Source organism: Tenacibaculum aestuariivivum (genome assembly GCF_964507685.1).
GTDB classification, from domain to species: Bacteria; Bacteroidota; Bacteroidia; order Flavobacteriales; family Flavobacteriaceae; genus Polaribacter; species Polaribacter aestuariivivum.
The window spans coordinates 574,156-589,402 of record NZ_OZ208414.1 but is presented as its reverse complement, the minus strand read 5'-3'; the positions used below and the strand labels follow the sequence as shown (position 1 = coordinate 589,402).

Annotated in this window: 12 protein-coding genes; 6 read left to right on the top strand and 6 right to left on the bottom strand. The window is 29.0% G+C overall.

Annotated elements, in window-relative coordinates:
- Positions 1–16: 16 nt before the first annotated feature.
- The gene (locus ACN5J4_RS02545) at positions 17–409 is read right to left on the bottom strand and encodes an acyl-CoA thioesterase (RefSeq protein ID WP_418650602.1); all 393 of its coding nucleotides are present in this window, start codon (positions 407–409) and stop codon (positions 17–19) included.
- 169 nt (positions 410–578) lie between these two features.
- On the opposite strand from ACN5J4_RS02545, the gene dnaA reads away from it, so the two are divergent.
- From dnaA to ACN5J4_RS02530, 3 genes are read left to right on the top strand one after another with little or no spacing between them, the layout of a single operon-like run.
- On the top strand, positions 579–2,003 hold the full coding sequence (dnaA, locus tag ACN5J4_RS02540; protein ID WP_418650601.1) for a chromosomal replication initiator protein DnaA: 1,425 nt from the start codon (positions 579–581) through the stop codon (positions 2,001–2,003).
- Positions 2,003–2,470: a low molecular weight protein-tyrosine-phosphatase gene (locus ACN5J4_RS02535; protein WP_418650600.1), complete on the top strand. Its 468-nt coding sequence runs from the start codon at positions 2,003–2,005 to the stop codon at positions 2,468–2,470. The genes dnaA and ACN5J4_RS02535 overlap by 1 nt, the downstream gene beginning before the upstream one ends.
- On the top strand, positions 2,460–3,164 hold the full coding sequence (locus ACN5J4_RS02530) for an SAM-dependent methyltransferase (protein ID WP_418650599.1): 705 nt from the start codon (positions 2,460–2,462) through the stop codon (positions 3,162–3,164). Before ACN5J4_RS02535 ends, ACN5J4_RS02530 begins: the two co-directional genes overlap by 11 nt.
- A 51-nt stretch (positions 3,165–3,215) precedes the next feature.
- Here the strand turns inward: ACN5J4_RS02530 and ACN5J4_RS02525 are convergent, their stop codons facing one another.
- From ACN5J4_RS02525 to dapF, 5 genes are all read right to left on the bottom strand, one after another.
- Positions 3,216–3,857: a peptidoglycan-binding protein LysM gene (locus tag ACN5J4_RS02525; RefSeq protein WP_418650598.1), complete on the bottom strand. Its 642-nt coding sequence runs from the start codon at positions 3,855–3,857 to the stop codon at positions 3,216–3,218.
- A 565-nt stretch (positions 3,858–4,422) separates the two neighbouring features.
- Positions 4,423–8,763: a collagenase gene (locus ACN5J4_RS02520; RefSeq protein ID WP_418650597.1), complete on the bottom strand. Its 4,341-nt coding sequence runs from the start codon at positions 8,761–8,763 to the stop codon at positions 4,423–4,425.
- A gap of 253 nt (positions 8,764–9,016) precedes the next feature.
- The gene (gene mltG / locus ACN5J4_RS02515; RefSeq protein ID WP_418650596.1) at positions 9,017–10,045 is read right to left on the bottom strand and encodes an endolytic transglycosylase MltG; all 1,029 of its coding nucleotides are present in this window, start codon (positions 10,043–10,045) and stop codon (positions 9,017–9,019) included.
- The gene (locus ACN5J4_RS02510; protein WP_418650595.1) at positions 10,038–10,562 is read right to left on the bottom strand and encodes a GNAT family N-acetyltransferase; all 525 of its coding nucleotides are present in this window, start codon (positions 10,560–10,562) and stop codon (positions 10,038–10,040) included. The genes mltG and ACN5J4_RS02510 overlap by 8 nt, the downstream gene beginning before the upstream one ends.
- Positions 10,562–11,335: a diaminopimelate epimerase gene (gene dapF / locus ACN5J4_RS02505; protein WP_418650594.1), complete on the bottom strand. Its 774-nt coding sequence runs from the start codon at positions 11,333–11,335 to the stop codon at positions 10,562–10,564. The genes ACN5J4_RS02510 and dapF overlap by 1 nt, the downstream gene beginning before the upstream one ends.
- Positions 11,336–11,469: 134 nt before the next feature.
- On the opposite strand from dapF, the gene ACN5J4_RS02500 reads away from it, so the two are divergent.
- The 3 genes from ACN5J4_RS02500 (at position 11,470) to ACN5J4_RS02490 (ending at position 14,901) form a co-directional block, all read left to right on the top strand.
- Entirely contained in the window at positions 11,470–12,849 is a 1,380-nt protein-coding gene (locus tag ACN5J4_RS02500) for a trypsin-like peptidase domain-containing protein (RefSeq protein ID WP_418650593.1), read from the top strand.
- A 136-nt stretch (positions 12,850–12,985) separates the two neighbouring features.
- The gene (locus tag ACN5J4_RS02495; protein ID WP_418650592.1) at positions 12,986–14,428 is read left to right on the top strand and encodes a glyceraldehyde-3-phosphate dehydrogenase; all 1,443 of its coding nucleotides are present in this window, start codon (positions 12,986–12,988) and stop codon (positions 14,426–14,428) included.
- A 98-nt stretch (positions 14,429–14,526) separates the two neighbouring features.
- On the top strand, positions 14,527–14,901 hold the full coding sequence (locus ACN5J4_RS02490) for a hypothetical protein (RefSeq protein ID WP_418650591.1): 375 nt from the start codon (positions 14,527–14,529) through the stop codon (positions 14,899–14,901).
- The last annotated feature ends 346 nt before the right edge of the window (positions 14,902–15,247 follow it).

Below are 15,247 nucleotides of genomic sequence, written 5' to 3'. Positions count from 1 at the left end.
TTAGTAGTTGTTTTTATTATAGTTTTTGTAAAATATATTCAGGACAACGTATAGGTTTTTTAGTATCTTTATTAACAAAGGCTAAAATTGTATTTGCAGTAGCTATTAGTTCGTTGTGCTGATTGGTAATTTTGTAGTCAAATTCTATTTTTACAGTAGGTGTTTTTTTTAAAAGAGTTGTTATTGTAATTTCATCATCATATAAAGCAGACTTTTTATAATTACAAGATAAGGTAATTACCGGAAGTATCACGCCTGTTTTTTCCATGTTTTTATATGTTACACCTATAGACCGTAATAATTCGGTACGACCTATTTCTAAAAATTGAGCATAATTACCGTGATATACCACGCCCATTTGATCTGTTTCTGCATATCTAATTCGTACGGTGGTTTTGTTTTTTATCAAAATATTTTGTGTTTAATTTGCACTAACATTACGTAAATAATAATTAAGAACCAATAGAGGAATGATTTTTTTATCCTAAAAATTATTCACATTTTTGTGCTCACGTAAAGGTAATCCTCTAGCCTTGCAAATAGACTAAAATTAACAACTAAAACTGTATTTAACACACATGACTAAAACTGCTGATTCAGTTTGGAATGAATGCTTGTCTTTTATAAAAGACAACATCAAACCTCAAGCGTATAAAACTTGGTTTGAGCCAATTAAGCCAATTAAATTGACAGAGGCAGCTCTTACAGTTCAAGTACCTAGTAAGTTTTTTTATGAATGGTTAGAGGAGCATTATATAAAATTATTAAGAGTAGCTTTAGTTAGGCAGTTAGGTAGTGACGCTAAGTTAATTTATGATGTACGTATGGAAAATACGTATAGTAGTAATAGTCCACAGACTGTTAAAATACCTAGTTCAAATCGTAATCCGTTAAAGCCTCAAAAAGTATCATTACCTTTAGAGTCTAAAAGAGAATTGAAAAACCCTTTTATAATTCCAGGACTGCAAAAAGTTAAAATAGAATCGCAATTAAATCCAAATTATAATTTTGTTAATTTTGTAGAAGGAGATGCTAACAGGTTGGCTAGGTCAGCAGGTATGGCTGTAGCAAATAAGCCAGGAGGCACTTCATTTAATCCATTATTAGTTTATGGAGGTGTAGGTTTAGGTAAAACACATTTAGCGCATGCTATTGGGGTTGAAATTAAAGATAAATATCCTGATAAAACAGTTCTATATATATCCTCAGAAAAATTTACACAACAGTTTATTGATTCTGTAAAGTCGAATACTAGAAATGATTTTATTCATTTTTATCAAATGGTAGATGCCTTAATTATTGATGATGTTCAGTTTTTATCTGGTAAAACAGGTACACAAGATGTGTTTTTTCACATATTTAACCATTTACATCAAAATGGAAAACAGGTAATTTTAACCTCTGATAAAGCTCCTGTAGATATGCAAGATATAGAGCAGCGCTTACTTTCTCGTTTTAAATGGGGGTTATCAGCAGAGTTACAAGCACCTGATTTTGAAACACGAGTTTCTATACTACAAAATAAGTTATATAGAGACGGTGTTGAAATGCCAGAAGATATTGTGGAGTATATAGCTAAAAATATTAAATCTAATGTTCGAGAACTAGAAGGTGTGATTATTTCAATGATTGCTCAGGCTTCTTTTAATAGAAAAGAATTTACAGTTGAGTTAGCTAAAGAGATTGTAGATAAGTTTGTTAAAAACACAAAAAAAGAAGTTTCTATTGATTATATACAAAAAGTAGTTTCTAAATATTTTGATATGGATGTTGCTACCTTACAGTCAAAAACACGTAAAAGGCATATTGTTCAAGCGCGTCAATTGGCTATGTTTTTTGCAAAACGAATGACAAAATCATCATTAGCTAGTATTGGAAGTCAAATAGGAAAAAGAGATCATGCTACGGTATTACACGCTTGTAAAACTGTTGATAATTTAACAGAAACAGACAAGCAGTTTAAGAAATACGTAGAAGACTTAACTAAGAAATTAACATTGTAATGGTAACAAAAATACTAATGGTTTGTTTGGGGAATATTTGCCGTTCGCCTTTAGCTGAAGGTATTTTACAATCAAAATTAAATACAGAATTTTTTAAAGTTGATTCAGCAGGCACAGCAGGGTATCATGTAGGAGAGTTACCTGATGTAAGATCGATAGCGGTAGCTAAAAAATACGGAATTGATATAACTAATCAGCAGTCAAGAAAATTTAAAAAATCTGATTTTAAAGAGTTTGATATTATTTTTGCTATGGATCAAAGTAATTATACTAATATTATTTCAATAGCTGATACAGAAAAAGATATTCAAAAAGTAAAAATGATTTTGAATGAGTTGCATCCAACAGCTAATAATAGTGTGCCTGATCCGTATCATGGTGGAAGGGAAGGCTTTGAAAATATATATGTCATGTTAGATGAGGTGTGTGAAATTATTGCTTCAAAATTAGAAAACAATGAAAGGTAAATTATATTTAATACCAACTACTTTAGGTGACACTGAACCTTTAGAGGTAATGCCTATATCAGTTAAAAAGGTAATAGAGCATCTTGATTTTTTTATTGTAGAAAATGAAAAATCTGCTAGAAGATTTATAAAAAAAATTACTCCGACTAAATCACAACCATCATTAGAGTTGTTATTGTTGGATAAATATTCTAATGATATTGAAATACAAAATTATTTAAATGTATGTAATAATGGAGTGTCTGTTGGTTTGTTATCTGAAGCAGGGGTTCCGGCAGTTGCTGATCCTGGTGCAAGTATTGTGAAATTAGCACATGAAAAAGGTATACAGGTTGTTCCTTTAGTAGGTCCTTCGTCAATTTTAATGGCTATGATGGCATCGGGTATGAATGGACAAAATTTTGCGTTTAATGGATATTTACCTATTGATAAATCAGAAAGAAAAAAGGCTATTAAAGAGTTAGAAAAGTTGTCAAGAGATAAAGGGCAGTCGCAAATTTTTATTGAAACTCCTTATAGAAATGATAAAATGCTTGATGATTTAAAAGTGATTTTATCACCAGATACTCATATTTGTATTGCTTGTGATATAACATTACCTTCAGAATATATAAAAACATTTACCGTTAAAGAATGGAGGAATATAAAAACAGATTTACATAAACGACCTACTATTTTTATAGTACATAAATAAAAAAGAGCTCTTAATTAAGAGCTCTTTTTTATTGTAATAATCATTATAAATTTAAACGCTTGCTTTTTTATCAGCATTAATATTTGAAACATCATAACCTGAAAATTTTCTCATATATGATTTTATTGAGGTTCCAAAAGCGTCATTAAATTTAACAGCTCCGTTTGAGCGTAAATATTTTTTTACGTTTCCTGCACCACTTAAATGTGCTGCTGCTAAAATTCCCGATTCCGTAATTTTAGTACCATTAATAAATTTACCAACACTTCTTCTAATATCTTTTCTTAATATCCACTTATTTACTTTACAATAAGCTATAAATGTTTTTTCTTGTAATTCAGGTGTTTTGAGGAAGTGATCAGTATTATAAATTCGAAACCTTTTTAGGGTTTGTCGTCCAAATTGATATTTCCCTAAATAACCAAGTCTATTAATTACTCTGTATTTTCCTTGAGATTCTTTAAAAGCTAAAGCTTCTTTAAACCCAACAAAGTCTTTTAGTAAAAAAGGGATTTTAATAATTTCATTATAATGAGCTGTTGTTTTGGGTGTAGATAAAAAAAATGCTTTTTTTATAGTTGGTTTAGTAAAACTTACTAGTAATACAAACGCTATAAATATAAATACTAACTGCTTGATAATTAATTTATTTCTGTTTAGCGGTGCAAATATATAGTAATTTTTTTGAAACAAAAACTTATTTTATAACGGAGTATTTATTGTTGTTTATTAGTTAGTTTTAAAATTATTTTTACATGTTAAAGTGCTGTGTTTTTAAATAAAAAAGTATGATCATGAAGTATAGTAGTTTACTATTCAATACTTAAAAGAAATTATTCAAATTTTATTTTTAAGATCAACATGAGAGGTGAATTTACATGATTTATATACTAGGGTAACAGATAAATAATTGACATAGGGATTAAAAAATGTTTTACGAAATAAAAAACTTTTCAAAATTTAAAGCGTTTGATTATAATTTTAGGTAAGAATTGTTTGATTTTAAAAAAAAATCAAACAGAATAGTAGAAAAATAAATTACAATTAAACAATTAGATAAAGAAAATAACAGCGGTTAATGCCAAAAAATATTTATTAATACTTATCTTTTTATATTGAAATTACTTTTTTTTGTAATAAAGAACCATAAGTTTAATTATATGATCAACCTATATGAGTATAATATTAGGGTTTTTAAAGCAAAAAAACAGGTTGCTGAAAAGCAACCTGTTTTATAAGTATTATAAAATAATTTTATTTACAGAGTTATTTTTTTATTAAGCTCTCCTAATTCTGAGGCTATTTTTATTACATAAACACTCGGAGCTAGTTTAGGTAAACTAATAGTAGCATTATTATTATTAGCAACTACTTCTTTAGAAAGAATTAGCTTTCCTTGTAATGAGTATATTGATATATAAACATTTTTACTTTGTATACCTGTTATTTTTAATGTTGATTTAGATGATTTATAAACATTAAGGTTATTTAATGATGGTATAATTATACTTGTATCTAATTTTTTAGAAGTTGTATGAAGGAAAAACTTACCTGTTCCGATGTTATCCTTAGTTAATGTAACCTCATAATTACCTTTAGTTAAATTTGTAAAAGTATTATTAGTTTTATTCTCTAAGTAAACCATTACATTCTTAGGTAAATTAGTTGTTTTAGCTGAGAATGAAATCTTTTTACCTGCTTTAGCTTTTAACCCAATAGGAATAACTGTATTCTCTATAGTATTTGTTGGTAATGATTGTACAGCGTACTTTCCGGCTTTATCATTGCTAACTAATTGTGAGTAAATAGCGTAGTTGTGGTTTATTCCTCCAAAAATAGTACCATCATAACCATTATCAAATCCAGTAGTAGTACCATCAATATAATATAGCTTTGTTGATACAATATTATTGTTTTCGCTAGCAATTAAATTAATAGAAGTTCTTGCTTGTTTTTGAAAAGTATCTGATTGATGGCTTTGATTATTTTTATTAAATGTTACCTGAGTATTATTAGCTGCACTTATAAAAAATCCTTGACCTGGAGCTATTTGATAATTAGCGTCAATACCACCTAATTTTAGTTCATAATTATTTGTATTTTGATTCCATAGCCATATTGTAGCTTCTGTTAGTACCGTTTCTGTAACATTATCTTTAAAGAAGTCACCAAGGTTAATGTATGAAGTATAAGGGTTTCCTATTAAATTAAAATCATTTTTATCTTTTGAAATACTATAATTAACTGAAGTGTAATTTATATTTCCTTTAAAAATTAAGTCTGAAGCTGCATTTAATTTAACAGAATATCCTTGACCAGGCGTTATGCTTCCGGTTGAAGTATTTGTTAAAAAATTCCAATTAGAACCGTCATTTTTATAAGGTGCAATTCCTATGTTACTTCCTGTTCCTGAATCAAAAATATTACTTGCTTTTAAATTTTCAATAGTTTCATTATTTAAAGGAGAGGCTATTAAATACCAATTATCTGTAGCTAAATTTCTTGAATAAGTAACTGTTGCTGTTAATGCAGCGTTAGCAATTAATGTAGCTCCAGAAGCAATGTTAATAGTATTTACTTCTGTAGGTGTACTTATTATAGGGTAATTTGTTAAACCTGCAGGTATAACTAAATCATCATTAATAGTAGGAACTTTATTGGTGTTCCAGTTACTAGCGGTATTAAAATCATTATTTGTAATCCCTGTCCATTCAATAACAGTATTTCCTATTTCTGTACCTACAACAATTGAGTAGTCTTCAACTTCCCCCATATAGCCATCTAAGCCACATGGTTGAGGAGCGCTTCCATATGCATAACGAACACGCATTCGGGTAACACCTGTAGTAGCAGTTGAAGGAACTACGATAGATCCTTCGTGAGTCATTCCTATAGATGAAAAAACTTCTTCTCCTAAATCAGTAAAACTTCCATTTTGATTCCAGTCAATCCAAACCTTTATATTGTTTTCAGCCCATGAAAGTTCAGGTTCAATAGCAATAGGGTATGATTGGTTTATTTTAACATCTGAGGTGTAATTTGTAAAGTCAGAGTATCCGTTAGTAGGAAACCCTGTACTTTCTTTATTTAAACTACCTAACATTACTCTTGTAATGCTTGTATAATCTGTACCCACAGTAGCATCACAATAAGTTGCATTACTTTTGTTATAAACTTTTATTACATTATTTTTAGTTATACTGTAATTTTGATCGTTACCGCTTACAGCTGTTAATGTAGCCGAATATTCACCCGGAGTATTGTAAGTTACAGTAGGGTTTTTTAATGTACTTGTACTAGGTGTTCCTCCTGGAAAAGACCAAGAGTAAGATTTTATGTATCCTGTAGATTTATTTATAAATTGTGTACTTCCTCCAACAATTGTAGATGTTATACTATTCTCAAACATAGGTACTGGAGTGTCGCTAATAGAAGCGTTTCTTAAAGATCCAGAAATGATAAAGGTTGCAGAAGATCCTGATACATTTGTATAATATCCATTAATATAGTCAAAGTTATTAACTGTAGGGCTAGCTTTTAACTGTGTAATTATTGTATTTAATTCAGTGTCAAAATTACCATTGTTTAAATTACCTGTTAATTTGAATCGTCTTATAGATGTTGATGCATCTAAGCTAGCTGTAGCTTCTATATTTGTTATAGCTTTAAATTCTGTTTCAATATCAGCTACATCTCCTATACTAAATAGGTCATCTGTTTGCCAAGGAGTATCTACTGCCCACCATGTGCTAGGTAATATAACTTCATTGTTTAAGTAATTTGTGAAGTTAGTTTGTAATGATGAGTTAGCTTTTAATTGATTAATTTTAGCGTCATAACCACTTATATCATCAGCTCTAACTAAGTTTATTAATTGTCTAGCTGTTGTTATATCATTATTAAACCAGTATGACCATAGCATATTACCATATCTATAAAATTTAAAACCGTTATTATAATCAGCACTTAAAACTTCACTTACTGTCATGTATGAAGTTGATCCTTCAGTTCTTATTCTACTACCTTGGCTTTCTCTAATTCTAACACCTTGAGTATCTGTACTACCTGCAAAATGTTCAGCCATACCTTCTTCAAACCATGTTAATCGATTGTTTTGATAAATACCAGATTCACCCCAAAAACCATTAGCGATATAACGGCCTTGTAAATAGTGTACATATTCATGTCTAAATAATTCCTCTAAGCTAAAAGTACTTTCTTGAGCGGTTCTTTGGTACGTGTAAAAAGTAGCGTCTCTTTCAATATACATACCTCCGTTATTGGTATCTAAACCATATAAGAGTGTTTGCCATTTATGATAATCAGCCATAGTGCCATAAACTATCATATTTAAATTAGGGTTAGGGTCATTTAATACAGGTTCATCGGTTTCAAGTGCTCTAAAAAATTGAGCTTGTACTTGTTTAGCTGCATAGTATAATTCTTGAACAGTGTTATAGTTAAGAGGAGTTCTTACTTTTAATTTTCCGTCATCAAAAATCCATGTGTTAGGAAAAAGAGTGTCTTCGATATCAGCTCTTACCGCGACCATATCTTCGCATAAATTGTAAGTAGCACAATTACCTGATTTATTAATAGCATCTACTGCTTTATACCAATTAGGGCTGTTTTTTGGGTAGCTGTTAGCTACTTGAGCTATATATGGTTCAACTTTTGGCTCCAATACATTTGAAGAAGCTATTCTGGTTAGCTCACCAATAGCATTATCAACTATAAAAGCTAAAGCAGAAACATTTTGTAGTTCTGTATCAGTAGTTAGGTCAAATAATAAGCTTAAAAATTCAGGGTCTTGATTAACACTAGCTTCATAGTTCACATCAACAGGTTGAATACCTCTAAACATTAAAAAAAATATTCTATTATAAGCTGTAGCGTATTTAGTTAGCATTTGAGAATCATTAACTAATGATTCCCAGTTGTTTTCTAAGGTTAATTTACGCATTGCTTTTTTAACATTGTCTAGTATTTTCGTTTTATGACGCAACCCATCATAGTCACACATAATTAAAAATTCATCTAAAATAGAAAGGGCATCAGATGTAACGTTCCATACATTAGCATTATTAGAAAATGATTCAGCAGCTAAGCCATACCAGTATTTAGCATCTTCATTTAAATTAATTTCGTTTTGAGAAAATTCATGATAAGTAGCCGCGTGTAAGTATGTTACTAACCCTAGCATACCACTATTTAAAGTACCGTCATGAGAACTTGATATGTCGTACATTGCTCTTGCAACAGCTTCAATATTGGTGTTTGAAAAAAGTGAACTACCATAATTTCCATAACTAAAAAGAGTACGTAAACAATTGTCATAATCTGTAGTTGTTTTTAGCTGGTCAACTAAGGCACTACCACTGTAAGAAGTCCATCCAGCAAATGAATCAATACATGCCGCTTTTGACATTTTGTTATCATTATTTTGTTTATCAATATGATAACCTTTACTACAGGTAATAGTTTCCTTAGTATTTATTTTAGGAAGTGATGGTTTGGATTGTTGACTAAATCCATAAGAAAAGGAAAGTAGTAGGATTGCTAAAACTTTTTTTTCAAGCGTTTTTTTTAAAGAAATCATAAGTTTAATAATTGTGTTTAATAATGAAAAGTGTTTAATTTTTGCAAAATTAGTTTTAAAACAATTTTAAGGTAAGTACTATATTACCATAATATTGTATTATTTTATTTTTTTATGACTTATATTTAAAATTATGGCTTTTTTTTGTTTTATTTATAATTAAATTGTGTTTTAATTATGGGGTTAGTATAAAAAAATATCTCACAGTGTTATAAAGCTATACTGAAATATTGAAAGTATAAATATATTTTACTTAGCGATTAATACCTTTTTGACTTATCCAATATTGATATTTAGCTGCATTTCTGTTATGTTGTGTTAAGGTATTAGCAAAATCATGAAAACCAATTTTATCAACACTAGCACACATGTAATAATAATTATGCTTTTTGTAGTTTAAAACAGCATTTATAGATGAAATATCAGGCATAGCAATTAAAGAAGGAGGCAGTCCTGTGTTTTTATATGTGTTGTATGGAGATTTAATTTCAAGGTCTTTTGTTAATACTCGTTTAACTGTAAATTGGTCTCCTTTTAATTGTTTAATACAATAAATAACAGTTGGGTCAGCTTGAAGAGGCCAATTATTTTTCAATCTATTTAAATACAAACCAGCTACAATTGGACGCTCACTTTTTTGAGCAGTTTCTTTTTGAACTATTGATGCTAGTGTAATAACTTCTTTTTTTGATAAGTTTAAGTTTTTAGCTTTTTCTAATCTTTCTGAGTTCCAAAATCGATTATATTCAATAAGCATTTTATTTACAAATTTTTCAGCATCTGTATTCCAGTAAAATTGATAACTATTTGGAATGTACATTCCTAAAGCAGATTTTTTATTAAATCCATTTTTTGATAAAAAATTTTCATTAACCATTGCTTTTATCAATGAGCTAGAATCTGCTTCTATTTGTTGTGAAATTCGTCCAGCTAGTTTTTCTAATGAATCTTGATTATTAAAAGATAGTTTTATAGGAGTTTGTTTTCCACTACGAAGTAAGTTTACAACATCGTTTAAACTCATTCCTTTTTTTAATAAGTATTTACCTCCTTTAGGTTTTGAGAATTTTTTTTTCTCAGCAACCCAAATAAAATTTTCGGGTTTTGTTATGTAATCAGAAAGTTGTTGTTTTAAATCATCAAAGCTGTGGTTAGATTTAATATAAATAGCTCCGTTTTTAATAACAGCTTTGCTAAATATTTTTTTATAAAAATTAAAACTAATAACACCACTAATTAAAATTACAGTAGTAATAACGCTGTATATTATTTTTTTATTCATTTATTAATTGAAATAAAATTTCGTTTTTGTAAGTTTTGTTACTAAAAAGCCAATCTTTTTTAACGCCTACTTTTATGAAATTATGATTTGTAAAAAGATGTATGCTCTTATGGTTATCATCAGTGATATTAGCATATAATTGATGTAGTTGCAAGTGTGTAAAACAATAGTTTATTAAAAGTTTTAAAGCTTCAGATGCAAATCCTTTTTGTTGATAATCAGGATGAATCAAAATTCCGATACCAGCTCTTTTGTGTAGAGGATTAAAATCAAAAAGATCAATCATTCCAATCGTATTTTTATTTTTGTAGTCTTCAATGACTAGTCGTAATTGTTTGGCTTCATAAATATCTAAATGTGCATTTTCTAGATATTGCTTTAAAATAAATTTAGAAAAAGGCACTTGTGTGTGGCTAATTTCCCAAAAAGATTCATTATTTTCTATTTTAAAGAGAAAACCTAAATCTTCAGGTTCAAGAGCTCTTAAGGCTATATGTATACCTTTTAAAGTATTCATTATAATTCAATTTCACCTTTAAATACCAGTACAGCAGGCCCTTTTAGAAAAATATTAGTGTAATTCCCATTTTTTTCATCAAAACTAACAGCTAATAAACCGCCTTCGACAGGTAAATTAATTAAGGTATTAGTTGTTTTTTTTGTTGCATGCATTGCAATTGCAACAGCCGTAACTCCAGTACCGCAGGCTAATGTTTCATTTTCTACACCTTTTTCGTAGGTTCTAACTCTAAAGGTGTTTGCGTTTAATTGTTCAACAAAATTAACATTACTTCCTTGTACACCATAAATGTTATTTCTAATGTTTTTTCCTTTTTCAAAAACAGGAAAATTAGTCAAATCATCAACTAGTTGAACATGATGTTGAGTACCTGTGTTAGCAAAAATGTACTCATTGGTTATTTTTATTTCATTAACATCTATCATGTGTAATGAAACAATTCCATTATTTATTTCAGCATAATGTTCACCATCAAAAGCTGTAAAAGTTGTTTTAGTTTCAATTATATTTAATTTTTTAGCAAAAGCAACAGCACATCGACCTCCGTTACCACACATTGTTTCACTACCGTCAGCATTGAAATACAACATTCTAAAATCTGTAGTATCATGATTTTCTATTAAAATTAATCCATCAGCACCAATACCAAAATGTCTATTACATAGTTTGGTAATTGCGTTAATATTATTTTTAGGAAATTTTTTAGTACGATTATCTATTATAATAAAATCATTTCCAGTTCCCTGATATTTGTAAAAAGTTAAGCTCATAGTAAGCAAATATACACATTTTATTAAGTAAAAGTAAGTGTTAAAAAGTGGTTAAAGTCAGTTAAAAGGAAGTTAAACAGATTTATAGAGAATGTTAAAATAAGTATATTTGAAATATAAAATTTTGTAAGAATATGAAACAAGTAATTAAAAGCTTATCAATAGCTGTATTAGGAGGTGTTATAGCCCTTGCAGGATATAAAATGGTTATAGAAAAATCTCAAAAAGATATCCAAAAAGTAGCTGTTAACCCTACTTTACAAACTGTAAATACGAGTTATATACCCACAGTGGTAAATACAACTGCTGCTCCTACAAATTTTACTGTAGCGGCTGATAAAACAGTGCATGCAGTAGTACATGTTAAAAATACAGCAGTAAGAACTCAGCAAAACCCATATGCTCAACTTTTTGGTAAAAATGAAACACGTAAGTATGAGCAGGTAGGAACCGGTAGCGGTGTTATAATTTCACCAGACGGTTATATAGTAACCAATAATCATGTAATAGATGGAGCTAGTGATATTGAAATAACATTAAATAATAGGAAAAAGTTAAAAGCTGTTTTGATAGGTACAGATAAAACTAATGATATTGCTTTATTAAAGGTTGAAACTGATGAAGATTTACCGAACCTTCCCTTTGGAAACTCTGATACTTCAAAAGTAGGAGAATGGGTTTTAGCTGTTGGTAATCCATATAATTTAACATCTACCGTTACTGCTGGTATTGTTAGCGCAAAGGGACGAGATTTAGATGGTAATAAAAATATTGAAGCTTTTATTCAAACAGATGCTGCTGTAAACCCAGGTAACAGTGGAGGTGCTTTAGTAAACACAAGAGGAGAGTTAATAGGTATTAATACTGCTATTTCATCAAGAACAGGTTCATTTATAGGATATTCATTTGCAGTTCCTTCTAATATAGTAAAAAAAGTAGTAGATGATTTATTAGAGTTTGGTTCGGTGCAAGAAGCCATAATTGGTATAAGTATTGATAATTCTATTAAAGATATTGAAGGGGTACAAATTGGTGAAATAGAAAATGATAGTGAAGCGGTAAAAGCAGGTTTAAGAGAAGGAGATATTATAACTCGAGTAAATGATGTTAAAATTTCAAAATTTTCTGATCTAAAAGGTCAATTAACTGCTAAGCGACCTGGAGAGTATGTGAATGTAACCGTAAATAGAAGTGGTGAAAGTTTAATAAAAAAAATAAAGTTAAGTAAAAAAAATACTTTTACATCATTATCTTTTGGAGTACAGTTAAAAGATTTAACAGCTCGTGAAAGAAAATTATATACATTAAAAGGAGGGGCAAAAATTACAGCGACTAATAATAAAGGGTTTCAATATTATAAAGTAGGAGCAGATTATATTTTGACAAAAATAAATGGAAAAGAAATAAAGAGTGCTTCAGAAGCTGTTTCAATTTTAGATACTTATACCGGAAATCAGCAAATGTATTTAGAGTTATTAAGTCCAACAGGAAAAATAGAGCGATATAGATTTTAAATAATAATATTGTTTTATGTTAAATGTCGTTGAAAACTAATTTTCAACGACATTTTTATTCTTATAAAACGCTAAGTAAGCCATTTGAAATTCCTATTTTTGTCGCAAATTTTTAAATTTTAGTTAACACACAACTATGTCAACAATAACAAATTACGAAAAAGAAGTAGTAAATCAAGCGCAAGTTAGACGAGCTACTGTTGAATTTATTAATATCGTTAATGATTTATGGTACGATAAATCAATAGAATTAGTTTTATTTAGAAACCCATTAGTAGATAAAAGAGCTAGTGAAGTTTTAAATTTAATTGATTATGCTAAAGAATTTGTAGCAAAACCAATTTCAATTAACGATGCTTTAGAAATAGCAAAAGCAATACAAAATATTGAGTTACCAGCATCAAAATTAGATATAGGTAAATTAGCTTATGAATACCATTTACAAACAGATGTTACTACTGATAAGTTAGCTTTTGTAAAAAATCAATTAAAAGACGCAACACAGGCAGAAGATATTCAACCAAAAGATGTTGTTTTATATGGTTTTGGACGTATTGGGCGTTTATTAGCACGTGAGTTAATGAGTAAAATGGGTAAAGGTTCTCAATTAAGGTTAAGAGCTGTTGTTACACGTGGAGAAATTAACGAAGCAGTTTTAGAAAAAAGAGCATCATTGTTAAGTATTGATTCTGTACATGGAGATTTTTTAGGAACTGTTCAGGTAGATGTAGATAATAATGCCCTAATAATAAACGGAACTACAGTGTATATGATTTCAGCAGGGAAACCAGAAGATATTGATTATACAACGTACGGAATTAATGATGCCTTAATTATAGATAACACCGGTGCATTTAAAGATAAAGAAGCTTTAAGTCGCCACCTAGTGCCAAAAGGAGCAAGTAAAGTATTATTAACAGCACCGGGAAAAGGAATACCAAACATTGTACACGGTGTAAATCATGAAGAAAATAACCCTGACGTTATAGATATATTTTCAGCAGCATCATGTACAACAAATGCTATAACACCAGTATTAAAAGTGTTAGAAGATAATTTTGGAATTAAAAAAGGACACTTAGAAACTATTCATGCATATACTAATGATCAAAACTTAGTAGATAACATGCATAAAAAATACCGTAGAGGTAGAGCTGCAGCTTTAAATATGGTAATTACTGAAACCGGAGCAGGTAAAGCTGTAGCAAAAGCATTACCAGCTTTAGAAGGTAAATTAACCTCTAATGCTATTCGTGTACCTGTACCAAACGGGTCATTAGCAATTTTAAATTTACAATTAAATTCAAATACTACTGTAGAAGGAGTAAATGCTATAATGAAGCAATATGCTTTAGAGGGAGATTTAGTAGAACAAATTCAATACTCAATAAATAATGAATTAGTATCTTCTGATATTGTAGGTACAACAGCACCATCAATATTTGATAGTAAAGCAACTATTGCAGATGGTGATACAATTGTAGTATATGTGTGGTATGATAATGAATATGGATATTCACATCAAGTAATGCGTTTAGCTAAACATATAGCAAAAGTACGTAGGTATACTTATTATTAACAGCATGTTATCAATATGTAAAAAAGGCTGAAACATTTTTTGTTTCAGCCTTTTTTACATATATTAGTGATGTGTTAATATTATAATTCCCCCAAATTATGAAAAAAGTATTCCCCTTAATTTTACTTTTATTTAGTATACACGCTGTTAGTTTTTCTCAGCAAAGTAGTGAAGTTAATTTTTTAACATCTGGAAAATGGTTGTTAGAATCAGTTCAAATTGGAGAAGAAGCTCAAAATTATCCAGAAAATAATAGTTGGATGATTTTTTATACTGATGGAAAGTATCAAGTAATGATGAGTAATCAAGAAAAAAAAGGTGATTGGAAGTTTGAAGAGAAAACTAAAGTTCTAAAACTAGAAGGAGATGAAAATTTAGCTAACGGTTTAAAAATAGAATTATTAAGTGATAAAGAGTTGTTGTTTTCAGGGTCAGAAGGAAATATTGTTTATACGATGAAATTAAGAAAGTAATATATAAACGTACTTATTATAAATAAAAAAAACTGAAGTTGAAATTTCAGTTTTTTTTGTTTATAAATGTAAAGTAAAGCACTATTAATACCTAGAAGTTTTCATTAATTTAGCATTAAAATTTTAAAACATAAAAAAACTTTTTACTTATAATTATATAGACGATATTAATTTGTAATTAATATTACCGTATTGTAAAATTCCAGAAACGGCATAAAAATTTACAACTGTAGTAGCTAGTATAGTTATAGATGTGGTGGAGTTTTGTTATTATAGGGGTACATTAGAATATAAAAATAATTTTAGTGAAATAGTATATTTGTTTTGTGATACCTTAAATGATTAA

Coding starts and splice junctions, on each gene's coding strand:
- dnaA (WP_418650601.1), top strand. CDS start 579: ATGACTAAAACTGCTGATTCAGTTTGGAATGAATGCTTGTCTTTTATA.
- ACN5J4_RS02535 (WP_418650600.1), top strand. CDS start 2,003: ATGGTAACAAAAATACTAATGGTTTGTTTGGGGAATATTTGCCGTTCG.
- ACN5J4_RS02530 (WP_418650599.1), top strand. CDS start 2,460: ATGAAAGGTAAATTATATTTAATACCAACTACTTTAGGTGACACTGAA.
- ACN5J4_RS02520 (WP_418650597.1), bottom strand. CDS start 8,763: ATGATTTCTTTAAAAAAAACGCTTGAAAAAAAAGTTTTAGCAATCCTA.
- mltG (WP_418650596.1), bottom strand. CDS start 10,045: ATGAATAAAAAAATAATATACAGCGTTATTACTACTGTAATTTTAATT.
- ACN5J4_RS02510 (WP_418650595.1), bottom strand. CDS start 10,562: ATGAATACTTTAAAAGGTATACATATAGCCTTAAGAGCTCTTGAACCT.
- dapF (WP_418650594.1), bottom strand. CDS start 11,335: ATGAGCTTAACTTTTTACAAATATCAGGGAACTGGAAATGATTTTATT.
- ACN5J4_RS02500 (WP_418650593.1), top strand. CDS start 11,470: ATGAAACAAGTAATTAAAAGCTTATCAATAGCTGTATTAGGAGGTGTT.
- ACN5J4_RS02495 (WP_418650592.1), top strand. CDS start 12,986: ATGTCAACAATAACAAATTACGAAAAAGAAGTAGTAAATCAAGCGCAA.
- ACN5J4_RS02490 (WP_418650591.1), top strand. CDS start 14,527: ATGAAAAAAGTATTCCCCTTAATTTTACTTTTATTTAGTATACACGCT.